General features: G+C 72.6%; 16 protein-coding genes. 7 read left to right on the forward strand and 9 right to left on the reverse strand.

Annotated elements, in window-relative coordinates; translation table 11 throughout:
• Nucleotides 1-2: 2 nt before the first annotated feature.
• From ACIRQF_RS18305 to ACIRQF_RS18325, 5 genes are all read right to left on the reverse strand, one after another.
• On the reverse strand, nt 3-1,832 hold the full coding sequence (locus ACIRQF_RS18305) for a glycosyltransferase family 2 protein (RefSeq protein WP_382480375.1): 1,830 nt from the start codon (nt 1,830-1,832) through the stop codon (nt 3-5).
• Between the two features lie 72 nt (nt 1,833-1,904).
• Complete coding sequence (locus ACIRQF_RS18310) at nt 1,905-2,552, reverse strand: TetR/AcrR family transcriptional regulator (RefSeq protein ID WP_376632517.1); 648 nt, start codon at nt 2,550-2,552, stop codon at nt 1,905-1,907.
• Complete coding sequence (locus ACIRQF_RS18315; protein WP_404093302.1) at nt 2,549-3,244, reverse strand: DUF4166 domain-containing protein; 696 nt, start codon at nt 3,242-3,244, stop codon at nt 2,549-2,551. Before ACIRQF_RS18315 ends, ACIRQF_RS18310 begins: the two co-directional genes overlap by 4 nt.
• Complete coding sequence (locus ACIRQF_RS18320; protein ID WP_404093305.1) at nt 3,241-3,963, reverse strand: hypothetical protein; 723 nt, start codon at nt 3,961-3,963, stop codon at nt 3,241-3,243. Before ACIRQF_RS18320 ends, ACIRQF_RS18315 begins: the two co-directional genes overlap by 4 nt.
• Nucleotides 3,964-4,143: 180 nt before the next feature.
• Nucleotides 4,144-4,623 carry a MarR family winged helix-turn-helix transcriptional regulator gene (locus ACIRQF_RS18325; RefSeq protein WP_404093307.1) on the reverse strand — a complete coding sequence of 160 codons (480 nt, stop codon included), beginning with the start codon at nt 4,621-4,623 and terminating at the stop codon, nt 4,144-4,146.
• Between ACIRQF_RS18325 and ACIRQF_RS18330 the strand changes: the two genes are divergently transcribed.
• Nucleotides 4,622-5,113 carry a MarR family winged helix-turn-helix transcriptional regulator gene (locus ACIRQF_RS18330; protein ID WP_404093309.1) on the forward strand — a complete coding sequence of 164 codons (492 nt, stop codon included), beginning with the start codon at nt 4,622-4,624 and terminating at the stop codon, nt 5,111-5,113. The two genes, ACIRQF_RS18325 and ACIRQF_RS18330, sit on opposite strands and share 2 nt — an antisense overlap.
• A gap of 85 nt (nt 5,114-5,198) precedes the next feature.
• Here the strand turns inward: ACIRQF_RS18330 and ACIRQF_RS18335 are convergent, their stop codons facing one another.
• On the reverse strand, nt 5,199-5,492 hold the full coding sequence (locus ACIRQF_RS18335) for an MTH1187 family thiamine-binding protein (protein ID WP_189799824.1): 294 nt from the start codon (nt 5,490-5,492) through the stop codon (nt 5,199-5,201).
• Nucleotides 5,489-5,833, reverse strand: coding sequence for a DUF3817 domain-containing protein (locus tag ACIRQF_RS18340; RefSeq protein WP_382480387.1), 345 nt, complete (start codon nt 5,831-5,833; stop codon nt 5,489-5,491). The genes ACIRQF_RS18335 and ACIRQF_RS18340 overlap by 4 nt, the downstream gene beginning before the upstream one ends.
• Before the next feature lie 107 nt (nt 5,834-5,940).
• Here ACIRQF_RS18340 and ACIRQF_RS18345 point away from each other — a divergent pair, with 107 nt between their 5' ends.
• The 4 genes from ACIRQF_RS18345 to ACIRQF_RS18360 all read left to right on the forward strand — a co-directional run bounded on the left by ACIRQF_RS18345 (nt 5,941) and on the right by ACIRQF_RS18360 (nt 8,568).
• A complete protein-coding gene (locus ACIRQF_RS18345) occupies nt 5,941-6,579 on the forward strand; it encodes an AIM24 family protein (protein WP_404093311.1) in 639 nt (212 codons plus the stop codon).
• The gene (locus ACIRQF_RS18350) at nt 6,579-7,229 is read left to right on the forward strand and encodes an AIM24 family protein (protein ID WP_376632503.1); all 651 of its coding nucleotides are present in this window, start codon (nt 6,579-6,581) and stop codon (nt 7,227-7,229) included. Before ACIRQF_RS18345 ends, ACIRQF_RS18350 begins: the two co-directional genes overlap by 1 nt.
• Nucleotides 7,226-8,011 carry an AIM24 family protein gene (locus tag ACIRQF_RS18355; protein WP_382480389.1) on the forward strand — a complete coding sequence of 262 codons (786 nt, stop codon included), beginning with the start codon at nt 7,226-7,228 and terminating at the stop codon, nt 8,009-8,011. The genes ACIRQF_RS18350 and ACIRQF_RS18355 overlap by 4 nt, the downstream gene beginning before the upstream one ends.
• An 80-nt stretch (nt 8,012-8,091) precedes the next feature.
• Nucleotides 8,092-8,568 (forward strand): MarR family winged helix-turn-helix transcriptional regulator, encoded by a 477-nt coding sequence (locus ACIRQF_RS18360; protein ID WP_376632499.1) that lies wholly within the window; start codon nt 8,092-8,094, stop codon nt 8,566-8,568.
• Between the two features lie 105 nt (nt 8,569-8,673).
• Here ACIRQF_RS18360 and meaB read toward each other — a convergent pair whose 3' ends face one another.
• Complete coding sequence (gene meaB, locus ACIRQF_RS18365; protein ID WP_376632497.1) at nt 8,674-9,630, reverse strand: methylmalonyl Co-A mutase-associated GTPase MeaB; 957 nt, start codon at nt 9,628-9,630, stop codon at nt 8,674-8,676.
• A 24-nt stretch (nt 9,631-9,654) separates the two neighbouring features.
• Nucleotides 9,655-10,857, reverse strand: a complete 1,203-nt coding sequence (locus ACIRQF_RS18370; protein WP_404093315.1) for an acetyl-CoA C-acetyltransferase — start codon at nt 10,855-10,857, stop codon at nt 9,655-9,657.
• A 137-nt stretch (nt 10,858-10,994) separates the two neighbouring features.
• On the opposite strand from ACIRQF_RS18370, the gene mce reads away from it, so the two are divergent.
• A complete protein-coding gene (mce, locus tag ACIRQF_RS18375) occupies nt 10,995-11,447 on the forward strand; it encodes a methylmalonyl-CoA epimerase (RefSeq protein WP_376632493.1) in 453 nt (150 codons plus the stop codon).
• A gap of 214 nt (nt 11,448-11,661) precedes the next feature.
• A partial coding sequence (scy, locus tag ACIRQF_RS18380) for a polarized growth protein Scy (protein WP_404093630.1) occupies nt 11,662-14,834 on the forward strand: 3,173 nt, incomplete at its 3' end.

Here is a 14,834-nt window from a genome sequence, read left to right on the forward strand (position 1 = left end):
GCTCAGTTCCCTCCGGTCGTCGTGGGCGCGGCGGCGCCGCCGGGCGGGGCGGGTGCGGGGGCGGCGACCCGGGCGACGGCCTCGGCCGCGCGGGCGCGGAGCCGGGCCCTGGCCTGCTCGCGGGTCCGCAGGCGACGCCGGTCTCGCAGGCGGGTGACGGTCCACACGGTCACCGGGGCGAGGGTGACGGCGAGGGCGAGCAGGGCCCAGGTGCGCATGGCCGCGTGGGTGTGGCCGAGGGGGACGGAGGCGGCGAGCGAGGCGACGAGGACAGCCGCCCAGGAGAGGTGGATGCGGAAGGTGCGGAGGCGGTCGGGGCTGGACTCGCCGCCCTTGGGGGTGACCACGAAGTGGCCGCGGGTGCGCAGCAGGGCCGAGCCGAGGGCCTTGAGGTAGATCGGCGCGGAGAGCGCGGACATCGCCATGCCGGCCAGCCCGCCGGAGCCCTCGGGTTCGTGGGGGGAGACGTTGTGGCGCCGGTTCCAGAGGTAGAGGCCGACCTGGAGGGCGACGGCGTCGCTGTAGATCATCAGCCAGACCGAGGAGGAGACCTGGGTGCCGGAGGCGCCCAGGCACAGGAACAGGACGCAGGAGAGGACGCCGAGGAGCCAGTTGACCGCGGTCATGGGGTAGTAGACGAGCATCAGCGTGTAGTGGAGGAGGCGGCCGGGCGGGGTCCGGAAGGGCGCCTTCCAGTACTGCCTGAGGAGGGTCTCGTACGTGCCGCGTGACCAGCGCAGCTGCTGGGTGAAGAAGTCCGTCCAGGAGGCGGGCCCGTCCCCCACGGCGAGCACGTCGGGGGTGTAGACCGAGCGCCAGAAGCGCCCGGTGCGCGGGTTCCTGCGGCGGTGCAGCTCGAAGCCGGTGGCCATGTCCTCGGTGAGCGAGTCGTACAGGCCGCCGACCTGCCGCAGGGCGGCGATGCGCACGACGTTGTTGGTGCCGACGAACATGGGGGCGCGGTAGCGGTTGCCGGCCCGCTGGATCAGCGCGTGGAAGAGGAACTGCTGCGACTCGGCGGCCTTGGTGACGGCGGAGGTGTAGTTGCCGTAGACCTGCGGGCCGACGACGAAGGCGACGTCGGGGTCGCGGAAGTAGCCGAGCATCCGCTCCAGGAAGTTCGGCAGCGGCACGTGGTCGGTGTCGACCGAGGCGAAGAAGGCGTAGCCGTCGCCGTGCCTCGCGAGCCAGGCGTTGTAGTTGCCGTGCTTGGTACGGGCCCGGTGCGCGCCCTTCGGGCGGTTCCATTCGGGGACGCCCGCGCGGGTGAAGTGGCGGACGCCGAGCTCCTCGCACAGGGCCCTGGCACGGGCGTCGTCGCCCTCGTCGAGCAGCCAGACGTCGAGGGGGCCGTCGTGGCGGAGCCTCATCGCGCCTTCGAGGGTGGCGCGGACCATGCCGAGCGGCTCCTTGCCGGGCACGTAGGTGGTGAGGAAGGCGACCCGGGTGCCGGACTCGGGCCGCACGGGTATCGGGTCGCGGGCGACGAGGGTGGCGTGCGCGATCGAGGTGACGTTCACCAGCATGAAGAAGCAGATGAGTCCGATCGACACGAGCATCACGGTGTCGTACGGCACGCGCCACCGGTCGTCGCCCTCGCGGACGGTCCAGTGAGCGGGCCACACGAGGTAGACCAGGAGGAGCGCCGAGAGCAGCGGCGCGAGGGCCATGAGGAGGACGGCGCGTATGCGGTGCGGCTCCTTCGCGAGGAGGCTCCGGTACCGCACCCGGTACGCGCCGGCCGTCGGCTCCGGCTCCGTCAGGGGACCGGCGAGTCGGCTGTAGGTGTCGTAGTCGTAGCCTCCTGGCCGCACGGTGCCTCCAGCTGCCATCGAACCGATCGATAGCCCCACGAAAGGGGACATTCATCGGCATGTCGACTGGAGGCGTCCGAGTGAGGGTTTTTAGGCCGTCCGGCCCTTTTGACCCTTTCGGCGCAAGGTGTAGCGCACGGCCTTCTGCGCGACCGGACTCAGCTCGTCGAGCGCGGCCAGCAGGCCGCCCAGGTGTTCGAGTGCGTCGAGGGCGGCGCCCGCACCGGCCGGGTCGACCCCCTCGTACAGCTCCATCCCGATGAAGGAGGCGGCGACGGCCCGGGCGAGCCCCGCCGGGTCGGCGAGCCCGTCGAGCGGTCCGCCGGCCAGCACCCGCCGCAGCACCTGCTCGATCTCCTCGATCCACAGGTCGAGCCCGGCTGCGGTGGCGGGGGCCAGCCGCTGGTGGGTCTGGGCGCCCGCGAGAAGCTGTCCGAGGACGGCGACATGGCCGGCCTCGCGCTCCTCGGCGTGCATCTCGCGGCCGAACGCGAGGAGTTCGGCGAGGCTGCCGACCGCGCGCAGCCGCTCGCGGTGGCGGGACACCCGCTGCTCGGCGCCGTACCGGCAGGCGGCCGCGAGGAGCTCGTCGACCGAGCCGAAGTGGTAGAAGATCAGCCCTTGGTTGACGCCCGCGGCGGCGGCCACGGAGCGCGCCGAGGTCTTGGCGATGCCCTGCTCGACGAGAGAGCGCAGGGCGCCCTCCAGGAGCTTGTGCCGGGTTTCGTCGGCGCTCACGCCCGCGCCTCCTCACGCACGGGACGCAGCCCCGGCCGGACGCCGCACTCCCGGACGGAGGCGTACGCGGCGGTGAAGGAGCCCTCGTAGCCGAACAGCGGCCCCACGTAACGGTTGACGACCCGGACCCGGATGCGGAAGCGGCCGGTGTCCTCGTCGAAGGACTCGCGCACCTCGGCGTCGGCGCCGACGAGTCCGGGCACCCGGAGGTCCACGGGGCCCTCGCGGAAGCGGTGTTCGCCGGAGCGGATGAGCAGCGAGCCGTCGGGCTCGGCGGTCAGGCGCAGCTCGCTGGCGAGGTGCTGGTGGGTGCCCAGGTAGTCGAGCACGCAGCCGCGGTCGGGGCTGTGCACCATCGTCGCGTCGAAGCGGCGCGGGCCGCCGGGCAGTTGGAAGGTCCGCGCGAAGGTGACGGTCTCCCGCCCGTACGAGTCGAGGTACGGCACGTTCTCGATGGTGAAGGGGACGTGCCGGCCCGTGCGCGGGAGCAGGATGTTACGGGTGCCGCCGAGCGCGAGGAACGGCCGGACGAGTGGCCCGACCGGCCCCCTGCCGTGCCAGATCCGGTCCATCACCCCCCGGCCGACGCAGAGCTCGCCGCTGTCGAGCCCGACGGAGAAGCGGCGCCGCAGCTCCGGGTGGAGCCGCCCGAAGGCGGCGTCACCCATGGCGGTGCGGAAGATCGAGCTCATGGCTGCTCCAGGGTGGCGAGGAGGCGGGGTGCCCGGCTCCGGCCGGGCGGGGTGCGCAGACAGCGGCGGGCGGCGGGGATCCCCGGCGACGGCGGGACGAGGAGGGCGGCGGCGAGCCCGAGGACCGTGAGCGGCACCCCGGCGAGCGAGACCGCGCCCAGCGGCAGGAGGGTCGCGGCGTACGGGACGGCCACGAGCAGCAGCCGGGCGGTCAGTTCGAGCAGCCAGCGGGTGCGGGCGCGCTCGGGCGTGATCCCCATCTCGCACCACAGCCGCAGCCGATCGAAGGACCAGGCCGTCGCCCAGCCCATCAGGGGCCGGAAGAGGAGGCGGTCGGCGACCCGGCCGAAGCGGCCCCAGCGCGGCCGGTAGTCGTAGCCGGTGAGGAACCTGACGCCGCCCTCCCCCGGCACGTAGCGCCAGTAGCCGCTGCCCTCGGCGAGGAGGGACAGCGGGTCGGGGGAGGCGAAACGGAGGGCCGAGACCCGGTCGCCGCCGGCCCGGTGGCGCTCCCCCGCGGAGACACCGGTGCCGGCGACGGCCAGGAAGGGCAGGAGGCGCACGGCGTACCGGAACCGCCGGGGCTCCCCCGCGCCCGACGGGAGGTACGCGATCTCGGTGAACCGCAGGTCCCACCGCTGGTGCTCGGCCGGATCCTGGGTCCGCTCCCAGAGCGTGTCCAGGTCGGCGCGGACGCGCGCCTCGACGTAGAGCCCCACGGCTCCGCCCCCTCCCCCGTTTGAGCAACCGCTCAAAACGGCGCCCGAGGGGGACAGTAGCCGGTTTTGAGCGGTCGCTCAAGATCCGCGGGCGCAGACATCGAGCGGTCACTCAAGGCCCCTCGGCGCAGACATCGAGTGGTCACTCAAGGTCCCTCGGCGCAGACGTCGAGCGGTCGTTCAGGAACCGCCGGCGCCCCGCGTCACCTGGCCGAACGAGCCGACGAACGCGGCGAGGAGCCGGGCGAACTCGGTGCGGTCGGCGTCCGGCCAGTCCTCCATCACCCGCGCGAAGACCTGCTGTCTGAAGCGGTGGGTGCGGTCCACCTGCTCGCGCCCCGCGCGGGTCAGGGTGAGCAGCGTGCGGCGGGCGTCGGCGGGATCGGCCGCACGGACCACCCACCCCTCGTCGACGGCGCGCAGCACCAGCCGGCTCGCTCGCGGCTGGTCCACGCCCAGGGCGGTGGCGACGTCCGTGACGGAGCAGGCCCCGTCCCGCTCTTCGACGGCGTCGAGGACGCCGAACAGCGTGGGATCGACCGCCCGGCCGCCGTCAGGCGGCGCGAGACGACCCAGTGAGCGACGGCTCTGGCTGCGGCGGATGGCCACCATGGCCCGCTCGACGGCGGCGACGGCTTCCTGCTGTTCTCTCTCCGACATGCATGTTACTTTACAACTGTTGTTAAAAGACATGCATCTGGGGGTCGCCATGGAAGACGTCCGCACACAGCGCCCGTTCGGCTACTGGCTCAAGCACGTCGACGGCGCGATCGAGAGCGCCATGGCCCGGCTCTTCGCCGCCGACGACCTGCCCCGGCGCGGCTGGCAGGTCCTGAACACCGTGTCGTACGAGCCGATCTCCCTGAGCCGGATCGACGAGATCATGACCGCCTTCCGCTCCGCCGACGAGCCGTCGATGCGCCCGTACGTCGACGACCTCGTCCGGCGCGGCTGGGCCGGAACGGACGCCGACGGCACCGTGGCGCTGACCGGCGAGGGCCGCGCGGCGCATCGCCGGATCGCGGAGAGGGTCGGCGTCCTGCGCACCCAGGTGACGGAGTGCCTGTCGCCCGAGGAGTTCCGCACGCTGACGACCCTGCTCCAGCGCGTCGGCGAGCACCTCGACACCCTGGCCGCGGAGGCGGCCTGAGCACGCCGAAGCGGCCTGAGCACGCCGAAGGGGCGGGTCTCCCGGCAATGCCGGGAGACCCGCCCCTTCCGCTGCGACGACGGCGTCAGGCGCCCAGGTGGCGCTCCACCGTCTCGACCTTCGAGGTCAGACCGTCCGTCACGCCGGGACGGATGTCGGCCTTCAGGACGACCGAGACGCGCGGCGCCCGCGCCTCCACGGCGGCGACGGCCCGCTTCACGACGTCCATCACCTCGTCCCACTCACCCTCGATCGAGGTGAACATGGCGTCGGTGCGGTTCGGCAGCCCCGACTCGCGCACGACCCGGACCGCGTCGGCGACGTACTCGCCGACCTCCTCCCCCACACCCAGCGGGGTGACCGAGAACGCGACGATCACGCGTTCACCACGCCCTCGCGACGGGCGCGGGAGGCGATGACCGCCGCCTCGGCCTCACGCTTCAGCCTGCGCTCGGCGAAGAAGCCGCCGAGGGGCAGGACGGAGAGGACGAAGTACAGGGCGGCCGTGCCGAAGCTCCACTTGGTGCGGTTCCAGGCGTCCAGCCAGAAGAGCACGTAGAGGACGAACAGGATGCCGTGGATCGCGCCCATCACCGGCACCGCGTTGAAGTCCGTCGTCCGCTTGAGCACCGAGCAGACGAGCAGCAGCAGGAACGACACGGCTTCCGGCGCGGAGACGAGCCGGAGCCGGTGCAGGGACGATGCGGTCTTGATGTCCACGACAGGGGTCACCTTCGTTCGATCTTGTGAACGGATGCACAAGGGCCGTCCCATTGTGCACGGCGACTTTGCTGTTCCTTTGTCCGGGGGGCCAGTACCGTCCCTCCGTGGCAACGTTCCGACTCCAAGGCAGCAAAGTGCTCGCCGTGACCATGTCCGGCGACGCCGTGAAGGCGAAGAACGGCTCGATGGTCGCCTACGACGGCCAGATGGCGTTCAAGAAGATGACAGGCGGTGGTGAGGGCCTGCGGGGCATGGTGACCCGTCGGCTCACCGGGGAGCAGATGGAGGTGATGGAGGCACGCGGCCAGGGCACCTGCTGGTTCGCCGACCGGGCCTCCGAGATCAATCTCGTCCAACTGCACGGCGACAAGCTGTGGGTGGAGGCGAGCAATCTGCTCTGCACCGACTCCGGTCTGCGTACCGGCACGACCTTCACCGGTCTGCGCGGCGGCGCGACCGGGAACGGCCTGTTCACGACGACCGTCGAGGGCACCGGCCAGGCCGCGATCATGTCCGACGGCCCCGCGGTCGTGCTCCGGGTGACCCCGCAGTACCCGCTGTCCGTCGACCCCGGCGCGTACATCGCCCACCAGGGCAACCTCCAGCAGCACTTCCAGTCGGGTGTGACCTTCCGCACCTTCCTGGGCGAGGGCGGCGGCGAGGCCTTCCAGATCCGCTTCGAAGGTGACGGACTCGTCTACGTCCAGCCGAGCGAGCGGAACACGATCGGGGGCGACGTCTGATGCCGTTCCGCGAGATCAACTCCAAGATGATCGAGGCCCAGGTCGTTCCCGGGCAGCGACTCTTCAGCCAGCGTGGCGCGATGCTCGCCTATCGCGGCGACGTCACTTTCACGCCGAACATCGGCGGCGGCCAGGGCGGCCTGATGTCGATGATCGGGCGCCGGGTGGCCGGCGAGGCGACCCCGCTGATGACCGTCGAGGGCAGCGGCACCGTGATGTTCGGGCACGGCGGCCACCACATCCAGGTGATCGCGCTGACCGGCGACACCCTCTACGTCGAGGCCGACCGGCTTCTCGCCTTCGACGGCACCCTGGAGCAGGGCACGATGTTCATGGGCTCCCAGGGCGGGGTCATGGGCATGGTGCGCGGCCAGGTCACCGGCCAGGGCCTGTTCACCACGACCCTGCGCGGCCACGGCTCGGTGGCCGTGATGGCCCACGGCGGGGTCATCGAGCTGCCCATCACGCCCGGCCGCCCGGTGCACGTCGACCCCCAGGCCTACGTCGCCCACCACGGCGACGTGCGCAACAAGCTCTCCGCCGCGCTCGGCTGGCGGGACATGGTGGGCCGGGGCTCGGGCGAGGCGTTCCAGCTGGAGCTCAGCGGCAGCGGTGCCGTGTACGTACAGGCGTCGGAGGAGAAGCTGTGAACGGCCCCGTGGTCCACGACCCGATGACCCTGCCGTCGGACGACAACGTCAACGCCTACACCTTCTGCGTGGAGCTCAAGGGCTCCCAGTGGTTCCTGCAGAAGGGCAAGATGATCGCCTACTACGGGCGGATCGACTTCAACGGCATCGGCCACGGCCGGCTGGACCGGCTGGTGCGCACCTCCTTCCACTCGCCGCTGCACGCGAGCGACTGGGTGGTGGCCGAGGGCAGCGGCAAGATGCTGCTCGCCGACCGGGCCTTCGACGTGAACTCGTACGACCTGGACGAGGGCAACCTGACAATCCGTTCGGGAAATCTGCTCGCGTACCAGCCCTCGCTGGCGCTCAAGCAGTCGATCGTGCCGGGCTTCGTGACGCTCATCGGCACCGGCAAGTTCGTCGCCGCCTCCAACGGCCCGGTCGTGTTCATGGAGCCCCCGATCCGGGTGGATCCGCAGGCCCTGGTGGGCTGGGCGGACTGCCCCTCGCCCTGCCACCACTACGACCACGGCTACATGACCGGCGTGATGGGCGGCGTGCGGGCGCTGACGGGGATCGGCGGCACCTCGGGCGAGGAGCACCAGTTCGAGTTCGTCGGGGCGGGTACGGTGCTGCTGCAGTCGACCGAGCTGCTGATGCCCGAGCGGGCCATCGGTGAGCCGGGCGCCCAGCCGGGTGTCCCGGGCGGCCATGCACCGCACAGTTCCGGCCAGGGACCGCTCGGTTCCGTACCGCGCCTTCCCGGACAGCTCGGCGACCTGCAGCGGCGCTTCGGCCTGTGAGCGGTAGTCTGCGGAGAGTGACGCGTCGAACACACTCCCAGAGTTCGTCCAGATTTCAACTTCTTAGGTAGAATCCATACATGGAGACCGACACGGCCACCCCCTGGCTCACCGACGCCGAGCAGTGCGCCTGGCGCACGTACCTGGACGTCAACAGAATGCTGACGTACCAACTGGAGAAGGACCTCCAGCCCTTCGGCCTGACGATCAACGACTACGAGATCCTCGTGAACCTCTCGGAGTCGGCGGAGCGGCGCCTGCGGATGAGCGACCTCGCCGCGGCCACCCTGCAGTCCAAGAGCCGGCTCTCCCACCAGATCACCCGGATGGAGAACGCCGGACTCGTCCGGCGCGAGAACTGCGAGTCGGACCGGCGCGGGCTCTACGCGGTGCTGACCGACGCCGGCATGGACACCATGCACAAGGTCGCGCCGCACCACGTCGAGTCGGTGCGCAAGCACTTCATCGACCAGCTCAGCCCGGAGGCCCTCGGTGACCTCCACGAGTCGCTGAAGCCGGTCGCCGACCAGCTGCGCGGCCGGCGCGGCAAGCCGTAGGACGCGCACGCACGAGGAAGGCCCCGTCCGGACGGACGGGGCCTTCCTCGCGAAGGGGCCCGGGTGCGTCGCGCACCCGGGCCCCTTCTCACGGAACGCGCCGGGTCACTGACCCGTGAGGCTGGTGATCAGCTCGTCCGAGGCCGCGTACGGGTCGAGCTCGCCGGCCGTGATGCGCTCGGCGAGCGCGTCGAGGCGCCGGTCGCCGTGGAGGTCGCCGATCCGCTCGCGCAGCGCCGTGATGGTGATCGTCTCGACCTCGCGGGCCGCCCGGGCCCGGCGGCGCTCCGCCAGGACCCCGTGCTCCTCCATCCAGGCGCGGTGCTTCTCCAGGGCCTCCACGACCTCGTCCACGCCCTCGCCGCGGGCGGCGACGGTCTTGACGATCGGGGGGCGCCAGTCGCCGGGCCCACGGGCCTCACCGAGGCCCAGCATGTGGTTGAGCTCCCGCGCGGTGGCGTCGGCGCCGTCCCGGTCCGCCTTGTTGACCACGTACACGTCGCCGATCTCCAGGATGCCCGCCTTGGCGGCCTGGATGCCGTCGCCCATGCCGGGGGCGAGCAGGACCACCGAGGTGTCGGCCTGGGAGGCGATCTCCACCTCGGACTGCCCGACGCCCACGGTCTCCACGAGGATCACGTCGCAGCCGGCCGCGTCCAGGACGCGGATGGCCTGCGGGGCGGACCAGGCGAGGCCGCCCAGGTGCCCGCGGGTGGCCATGGAGCGGATGTAGACGCCGGGGTCCGAGGCGTGCTCCGACATCCGCACCCGGTCACCGAGCAGCGCGCCGCCGCTGAACGGCGAGGACGGGTCGACGGCGAGCACGCCGACCCGCTTGCCGGCCCGGCGGTACGCCGAGACCAGCGCCGAGGTCGACGTCGACTTGCCGACGCCGGGCGAGCCGGTGAGGCCCACCACGTAGGCGCCGCCCGTCAGCGGGGCGAGCGCCGCCATCACCTCGCGCAGCTGCGGGGACGCCCCCTCCACGAGCGAGATCAGCCGGGCCACGGCGCGCGGCCGGCCCTCCCGGGCCTGGGCGACCAGTGCGGGGACGTCCACCATGTGCGCTGCTCCTTGAGTGGGTGCTTACTTGCCGGCGACGCGGATGATCAGGGCGTCGCCCTGGCCGCCACCGCCGCAGAGGGCCGCGGCGCCCACGCCGCCGCCGCGACGCTTGAGCTCCAGGGCCAGGTGCAGCACGATGCGGGCGCCGGACATGCCGATCGGGTGACCCAGCGCGATGGCGCCACCGTTGACGTTCACCTTTTCGGGGGTGACGCCCAGGTCCTTCATTGACTGGTGGGCGACCGCGGCGAAGGCCTCGTTGATCTCGATCAGGTCGAGGTCCTCGACCTCCAGGCCCTCCTTCTTCAGGGCGTGGCGGATGGCGTTGGACGGCTGCGACTGGAGCGAGTTGTCCGGGCCGGCCACGTTGCCGTGGGCGCCGATCTCGGCGATCCACTCCAGGCCGAGCTCCTCGGCCTTGGCCTTGCTCATCACGACCACGGCGGCGGCACCGTCGGAGATCTGCGAGGAGGTGCCGGCGGTGATGGTGCCGTCCTTGGCGAAGGCCGGGCGCAGCTTGCCGAGAGACTCGACGGTGGTCTCGGCGCGGATGCCCTCGTCCTGGGAGAAGACGACCGGCTCGCCCTTGCGCTGCGGGATCTCGACCGGGGTGATCTCGGCCTCGAAGACGCCGTTCTTCTGCGCGGCCGCGGCGCGCTGGTGCGACAGCGCGGCGATCTCGTCCTGGACGTCGCGCGGGATGCCCAGGCGGGTGTTGTGCTTCTCGGTGGACTCGCCCATGGCGATGCCCTCGAAGGAGTCGGTCAGACCGTCGTACGCCATGGCGTCGAGCATCTCGATCGCGCCGTACTTGAAGCCCTCGCGGGACTTCGGCAGCAGGTGCGGGGCGTTGGTCATGGACTCCTGGCCGCCGGCGACGATCACGTCGAACTCGCCGGCCCGGATCAGCTGGTCGGCCAGCGCGATGGCGTCGAGACCCGACAGACACACCTTGTTGATGGTGAGCGCGGGGACGTTCATCGGGATGCCGGCCTTGGCGGCGGCCTGGCGGGCGGGGATCTGCCCGGCGCCCGCCTGGAGCACCTGGCCCATGATCACGTACTGCACCTGGTCGCCGCCGATGCCGGCGCGGTCCAGGGCGGCCTTGATCGCGAAACCGCCGAGGTCGGCGCCCGAGAAGGACTTGAGCGAGCCGAGCAGGCGACCCATGGGCGTGCGGGCGCCCGCGACGATCACTGAGGTGGTACCGGTCGTTCCAGACATGAGGCACGGCCCCTTGGGATGAGGAGTGAACGAGGGTTTACCGCCAATGTACTGAGCCGTGGCGCGCCGGGTCATCGCCCTGCCGGTGTGATCGCGCGCACGTTGCGTAACCATCCCCCGGGCGCTGCACTGGAGGCATGCTGACGCGTATCGACCACATCGGGATCGCCTGCCGGAACCTCGACGCCACCGTCGAGTTCTACCGGGCGACGTACGGCTTCGAGGTGTTCCACGAGGAGGTCAACGAGGAGCAGGGCGTCCGCGAGGCCATGCTCAAGATCAACGAGACCTCGGACGGCGGGGCCTCCTACCTCCAGCTCCTGGAGCCCACCCGGGAGGACTCGGCGGTGGGCAAGTGGCTCGCCAAGAACGGCGAGGGCGTGCACCACATCGCCTTCGGCACCGCCGACGTCGACGGGGACGCCGAGGCCATCCGCGGCAAGGGCGTCCGGGTGCTCTACGACGAGCCGCGGATCGGCTCCATGGGCTCCCGCATCACCTTCCTCCACCCCAAGGACTGCCACGGCGTCCTGACGGAACTGGTCACTTCGGCGAAGCCCTCGGCTGACCACTCCTCAGCGGAGCACTGACCTCCGGATTCCCGGCCCGGTACAGTGGGGCACTCCGGGCCGGGGCCGGTCGGAGCCGTGCGCCTGCGGCACCGAAGTCGGGATGTCAGGGTCGTCCGATCTGTCACGATTCCCCGGGGGGGCCGTTCTGTCCGGGTGAACGGTGCTCGTTGGAGTTGCGACCAGGGTTGGGGTCTCCCCTGCTCGAAGAGCTCGGGGAAGGATGGACCGCGCAGTGCGGGGCTACGAACGCCAGGAGAGCCACCGAGCTGAAGACGACCATCTCTCGCGGTTCGAAGCCGAGATGGACCGGCTGAAGAAAGAGCGAGAGAAGGCCGTCCAGCACGCCGAGGACCTCGGTTACCAGGTCGAGGTGTTGCGCGCCAAGCTCCATGAGGCGCGCCGCACGATCGCGACCCGGCCCGCCTACGACAGCGCGGACATCGGCTATCAGGCCGAACAGATGCTGCGCAACGCGCAGATGCAGGCCGAGCAGCTCCGCCAGGACGCCGAGCGCGAGCTGCGCGAGGCCCGTGCCCAGACCCAGCGCATCCTCCAGGAGCACGCCGAGCAGCAGGCCCGCCTGCAGTCCGAGCTGCACACGGAGGCCGTCCAGCGCCGCCAGCAGCTCGACCAGGAGCTGAGCGAACGCCGCCAGACCGTCGAGGCGCACGTCAACGAGAACGTGGCCTGGGCCGAACAGCTGCGGGCCCGCACCGAGTCCCAGGCCCGCCGCCTGATGGAGGAGTCGCGCGCCGAGGCCGAGCAGTCGCTGGCCGCCGCCCGCGCCGAGGCCACCCGGATCGCCGAGGAGACCCGCCGCCGGGTGGGCTCCGAGGCGGAGGCGGCCCGGGCCGAGGCGGAAGCGATTCTGCTGCGCGCCCGCAAGGACGCCGAGCGGATGCTCAACGCCGCCTCCAGCCAGGCGCAGGAGGCCACCAGCCACGCCGAGCAGCTGCGCTCCAGCACCACGGCCGAGACCGACCAGGCCCGCCGCGAGGCCGCCGAGCTGTCCCGCGCGGCCGAAGTGCGCGTCCAGGAGGCCGAGGAGAAGCTCCGCGAGGCCCGTGCCGAGGCCGAGCGCACCCTCGCCGAGGCCAAGGACGCCGCGGCCAAGCAGCTCGCGGGCGCCGAGTCCGTCAACGAACAGCGCACCCGCACCGCCAAGGCGGAGATCGCCCGGCTCGTCGGCGAGGCCACCAAGGAGGCCGAGGCCCTCAAGGAGCAGGCCGAGGAGAAGCTGCGCGAGGCCACCGCCGAGGCCGAGAAGCTGGTCTCGGAGGCCTCCGACAGGGCCCGTACGGTCGCCGCCGAGGACTCCGCCGCCGCGCTCGCCAAGGCCGCCCGCAGCGCCGAGGAGATCCTGACCAAGGCCTCCGCGGACGCCCAGGAGACCACCCGCAAGGCCGCCGAGGAGGCCGAGCGGATCCGCCGCGAGGCCGAGACCGAGGCCGACCGGCTGCGGTCGACCGCCGAGGAGCAGGCCGACGAACTGCTCGGCTCGGCGAAGGACGACACCAAGGAGTACCGCGCCAAGACGGTCGAGCTGCAGGAGGAGGCGCGCCGGCTGCGCGGCGAGGCCGAGCAGCTGCGCGCCGAGGCGATCGCCGAGGGCGAGCGCATCCGCGGCGAGGCCCGCCGCGAGGCCGTGGGGCAGATCGAGGAGGCGGCGAAGACCGCCGAGGAGCTGCTCACCAAGGCCCGCACGGACGCCGACGAGCAGCGCGCCGGCGCGTCCGCCGAGAGCGAGCGGGTCCGCGGCGAGGCCATGGAGCGGGCGCAGACCCTGCGCGCCCAGGCCGAGGAGACGCTGGAGCGCACCCGCGCCGAGGCCGAGCGGATGCGCGGCGAGGCCGAGGAGCAGGCCGAGGCGGTCAAGGAGGCCGCGGAGAAGGCGGCCGCCGAACTGCGCGAGCAGGCCGAGCGGGCCGCCGCGGCCCGCCGCGCGGAGGCCGCGGACGAGCTGACCCGGCTGCACACCGAGGCCGAGACGAAGCTTGCGTCGGCCGGCCAGGAGCTGACCGACGCGCGCGCCGAGAGCGAGCGGATCCGGCGCGAGGCCGCCGAGGAGACCGAGCGGCAGCGGACCGAGGCCGCGGAGCGGATCCGTACGCTCCAGACGCAGGCCGAGCAGGAGGCCGAGCGGCTGCGCGCGGAGGCCGCGGCGGACGCGTCCACCACGCGTTCCGACGCGGAGGCCGCCGCCACCACGCTCCGCGAGGAGGCCGACGCCGAGGCCGAGCGCCTGAAGTCGGAGGCGCAGGAGACCGCCGACCGGGTGCGCGCCGAGGCCGCGTCCGCCGCCGAGCGGGTCGCCGCCGAGGCGGCGGAGGCGCTGGCCGCCGCGCAGGAGGAGGCCAACCGGCGCCGCCGGGAGGCCGAGGAGACCCTGGACTCGGCCCGTTCCGAGGCCGACCGCGAGCGCGAGCTGGCCCGTGAGCGGAGCGAGGAGCTGCTCGCCTCGGCCCGCAAGCGGGTCGAGGAGGCGCAGGCCGAGGCGCACCGTCTGGTCGAGGAGGCGGACGCCCGCGCCACGGAGATGGTGACGGCCGCCGAGACCACCGCGCAGGAGGTAAGGGACTCCGTCGCGGGCCTGCGCGAGACGGCCGAGGAGGAGATCTCCGGGCTGCGCAGCGCGGCCGAGCACGCGGCCGAGCGCACCCGCACGGAGGCCCAGGAGGAGGCGGACCGGGTCCGCGCCGACGCCTACGAGGAGCGGGAGCGGGCCACCGAGGACGCGAACCGCGTCCGCGAGCGCGCCCAGGAGGAGGCCGACGCCGCGAAGGCGCTGGCCGAGCGGACGGTCTCGGACGCCCTCGCCGAGTCGGAGAAGCTGCGGGCGGACACCGCCGAGTACGCGCAGCGGGTACGGACGGAGGCGAGCGACGCGCTCGCCTCGGCCGAGCAGGACGCGGCCCGCACCCGTGCGGACGCCCGCGAGGACGCCAACCGGATCCGTTCGGAGGCCGCCGCGCAGGCGGAGACCGTCCTGGGCGAGGCCCGTACGGAGGCGGAGCGGATCGCCGAGGAGGCCGAGCGGCTCCTGGTCGAGGCCGAGCAGGTCAAGGCGGACGGCGAGGCCGAGGCCGAGGCGCTGCGCGCCGCCGCCCGCGCGGACGCCGAGCAGGTACTCGACGAGGCCCGCCAGGCCGCCGACAAGCGCCGCGCCGACGCCGCCGAACAGGCCGACACCCTCATCGGCGAAGCCACCGCCGAGGCCGAACGCCTCACCAACGAGGCCGCCGAACTCCTCACCTCCACCGAGCAGGACGCCCAGCGCCTGCGCACCGAGGCCGAGCAGGTCAAGGCCGAGGGCGAGGCCGAGGCCGAGGCGCTGCGCGCCGCCGCCCGCGCGGACGCCGAGCAGGTACTCGACGAGGCCCGCCAGGCCGCCGACAAGCGCCGCGC

The sequence above is a fragment of the Streptomyces sp. NPDC101191 genome (genome assembly GCF_044767915.1).
Taxonomy (GTDB): Bacteria; Actinomycetota; Actinomycetes; order Streptomycetales; family Streptomycetaceae; genus Streptomyces.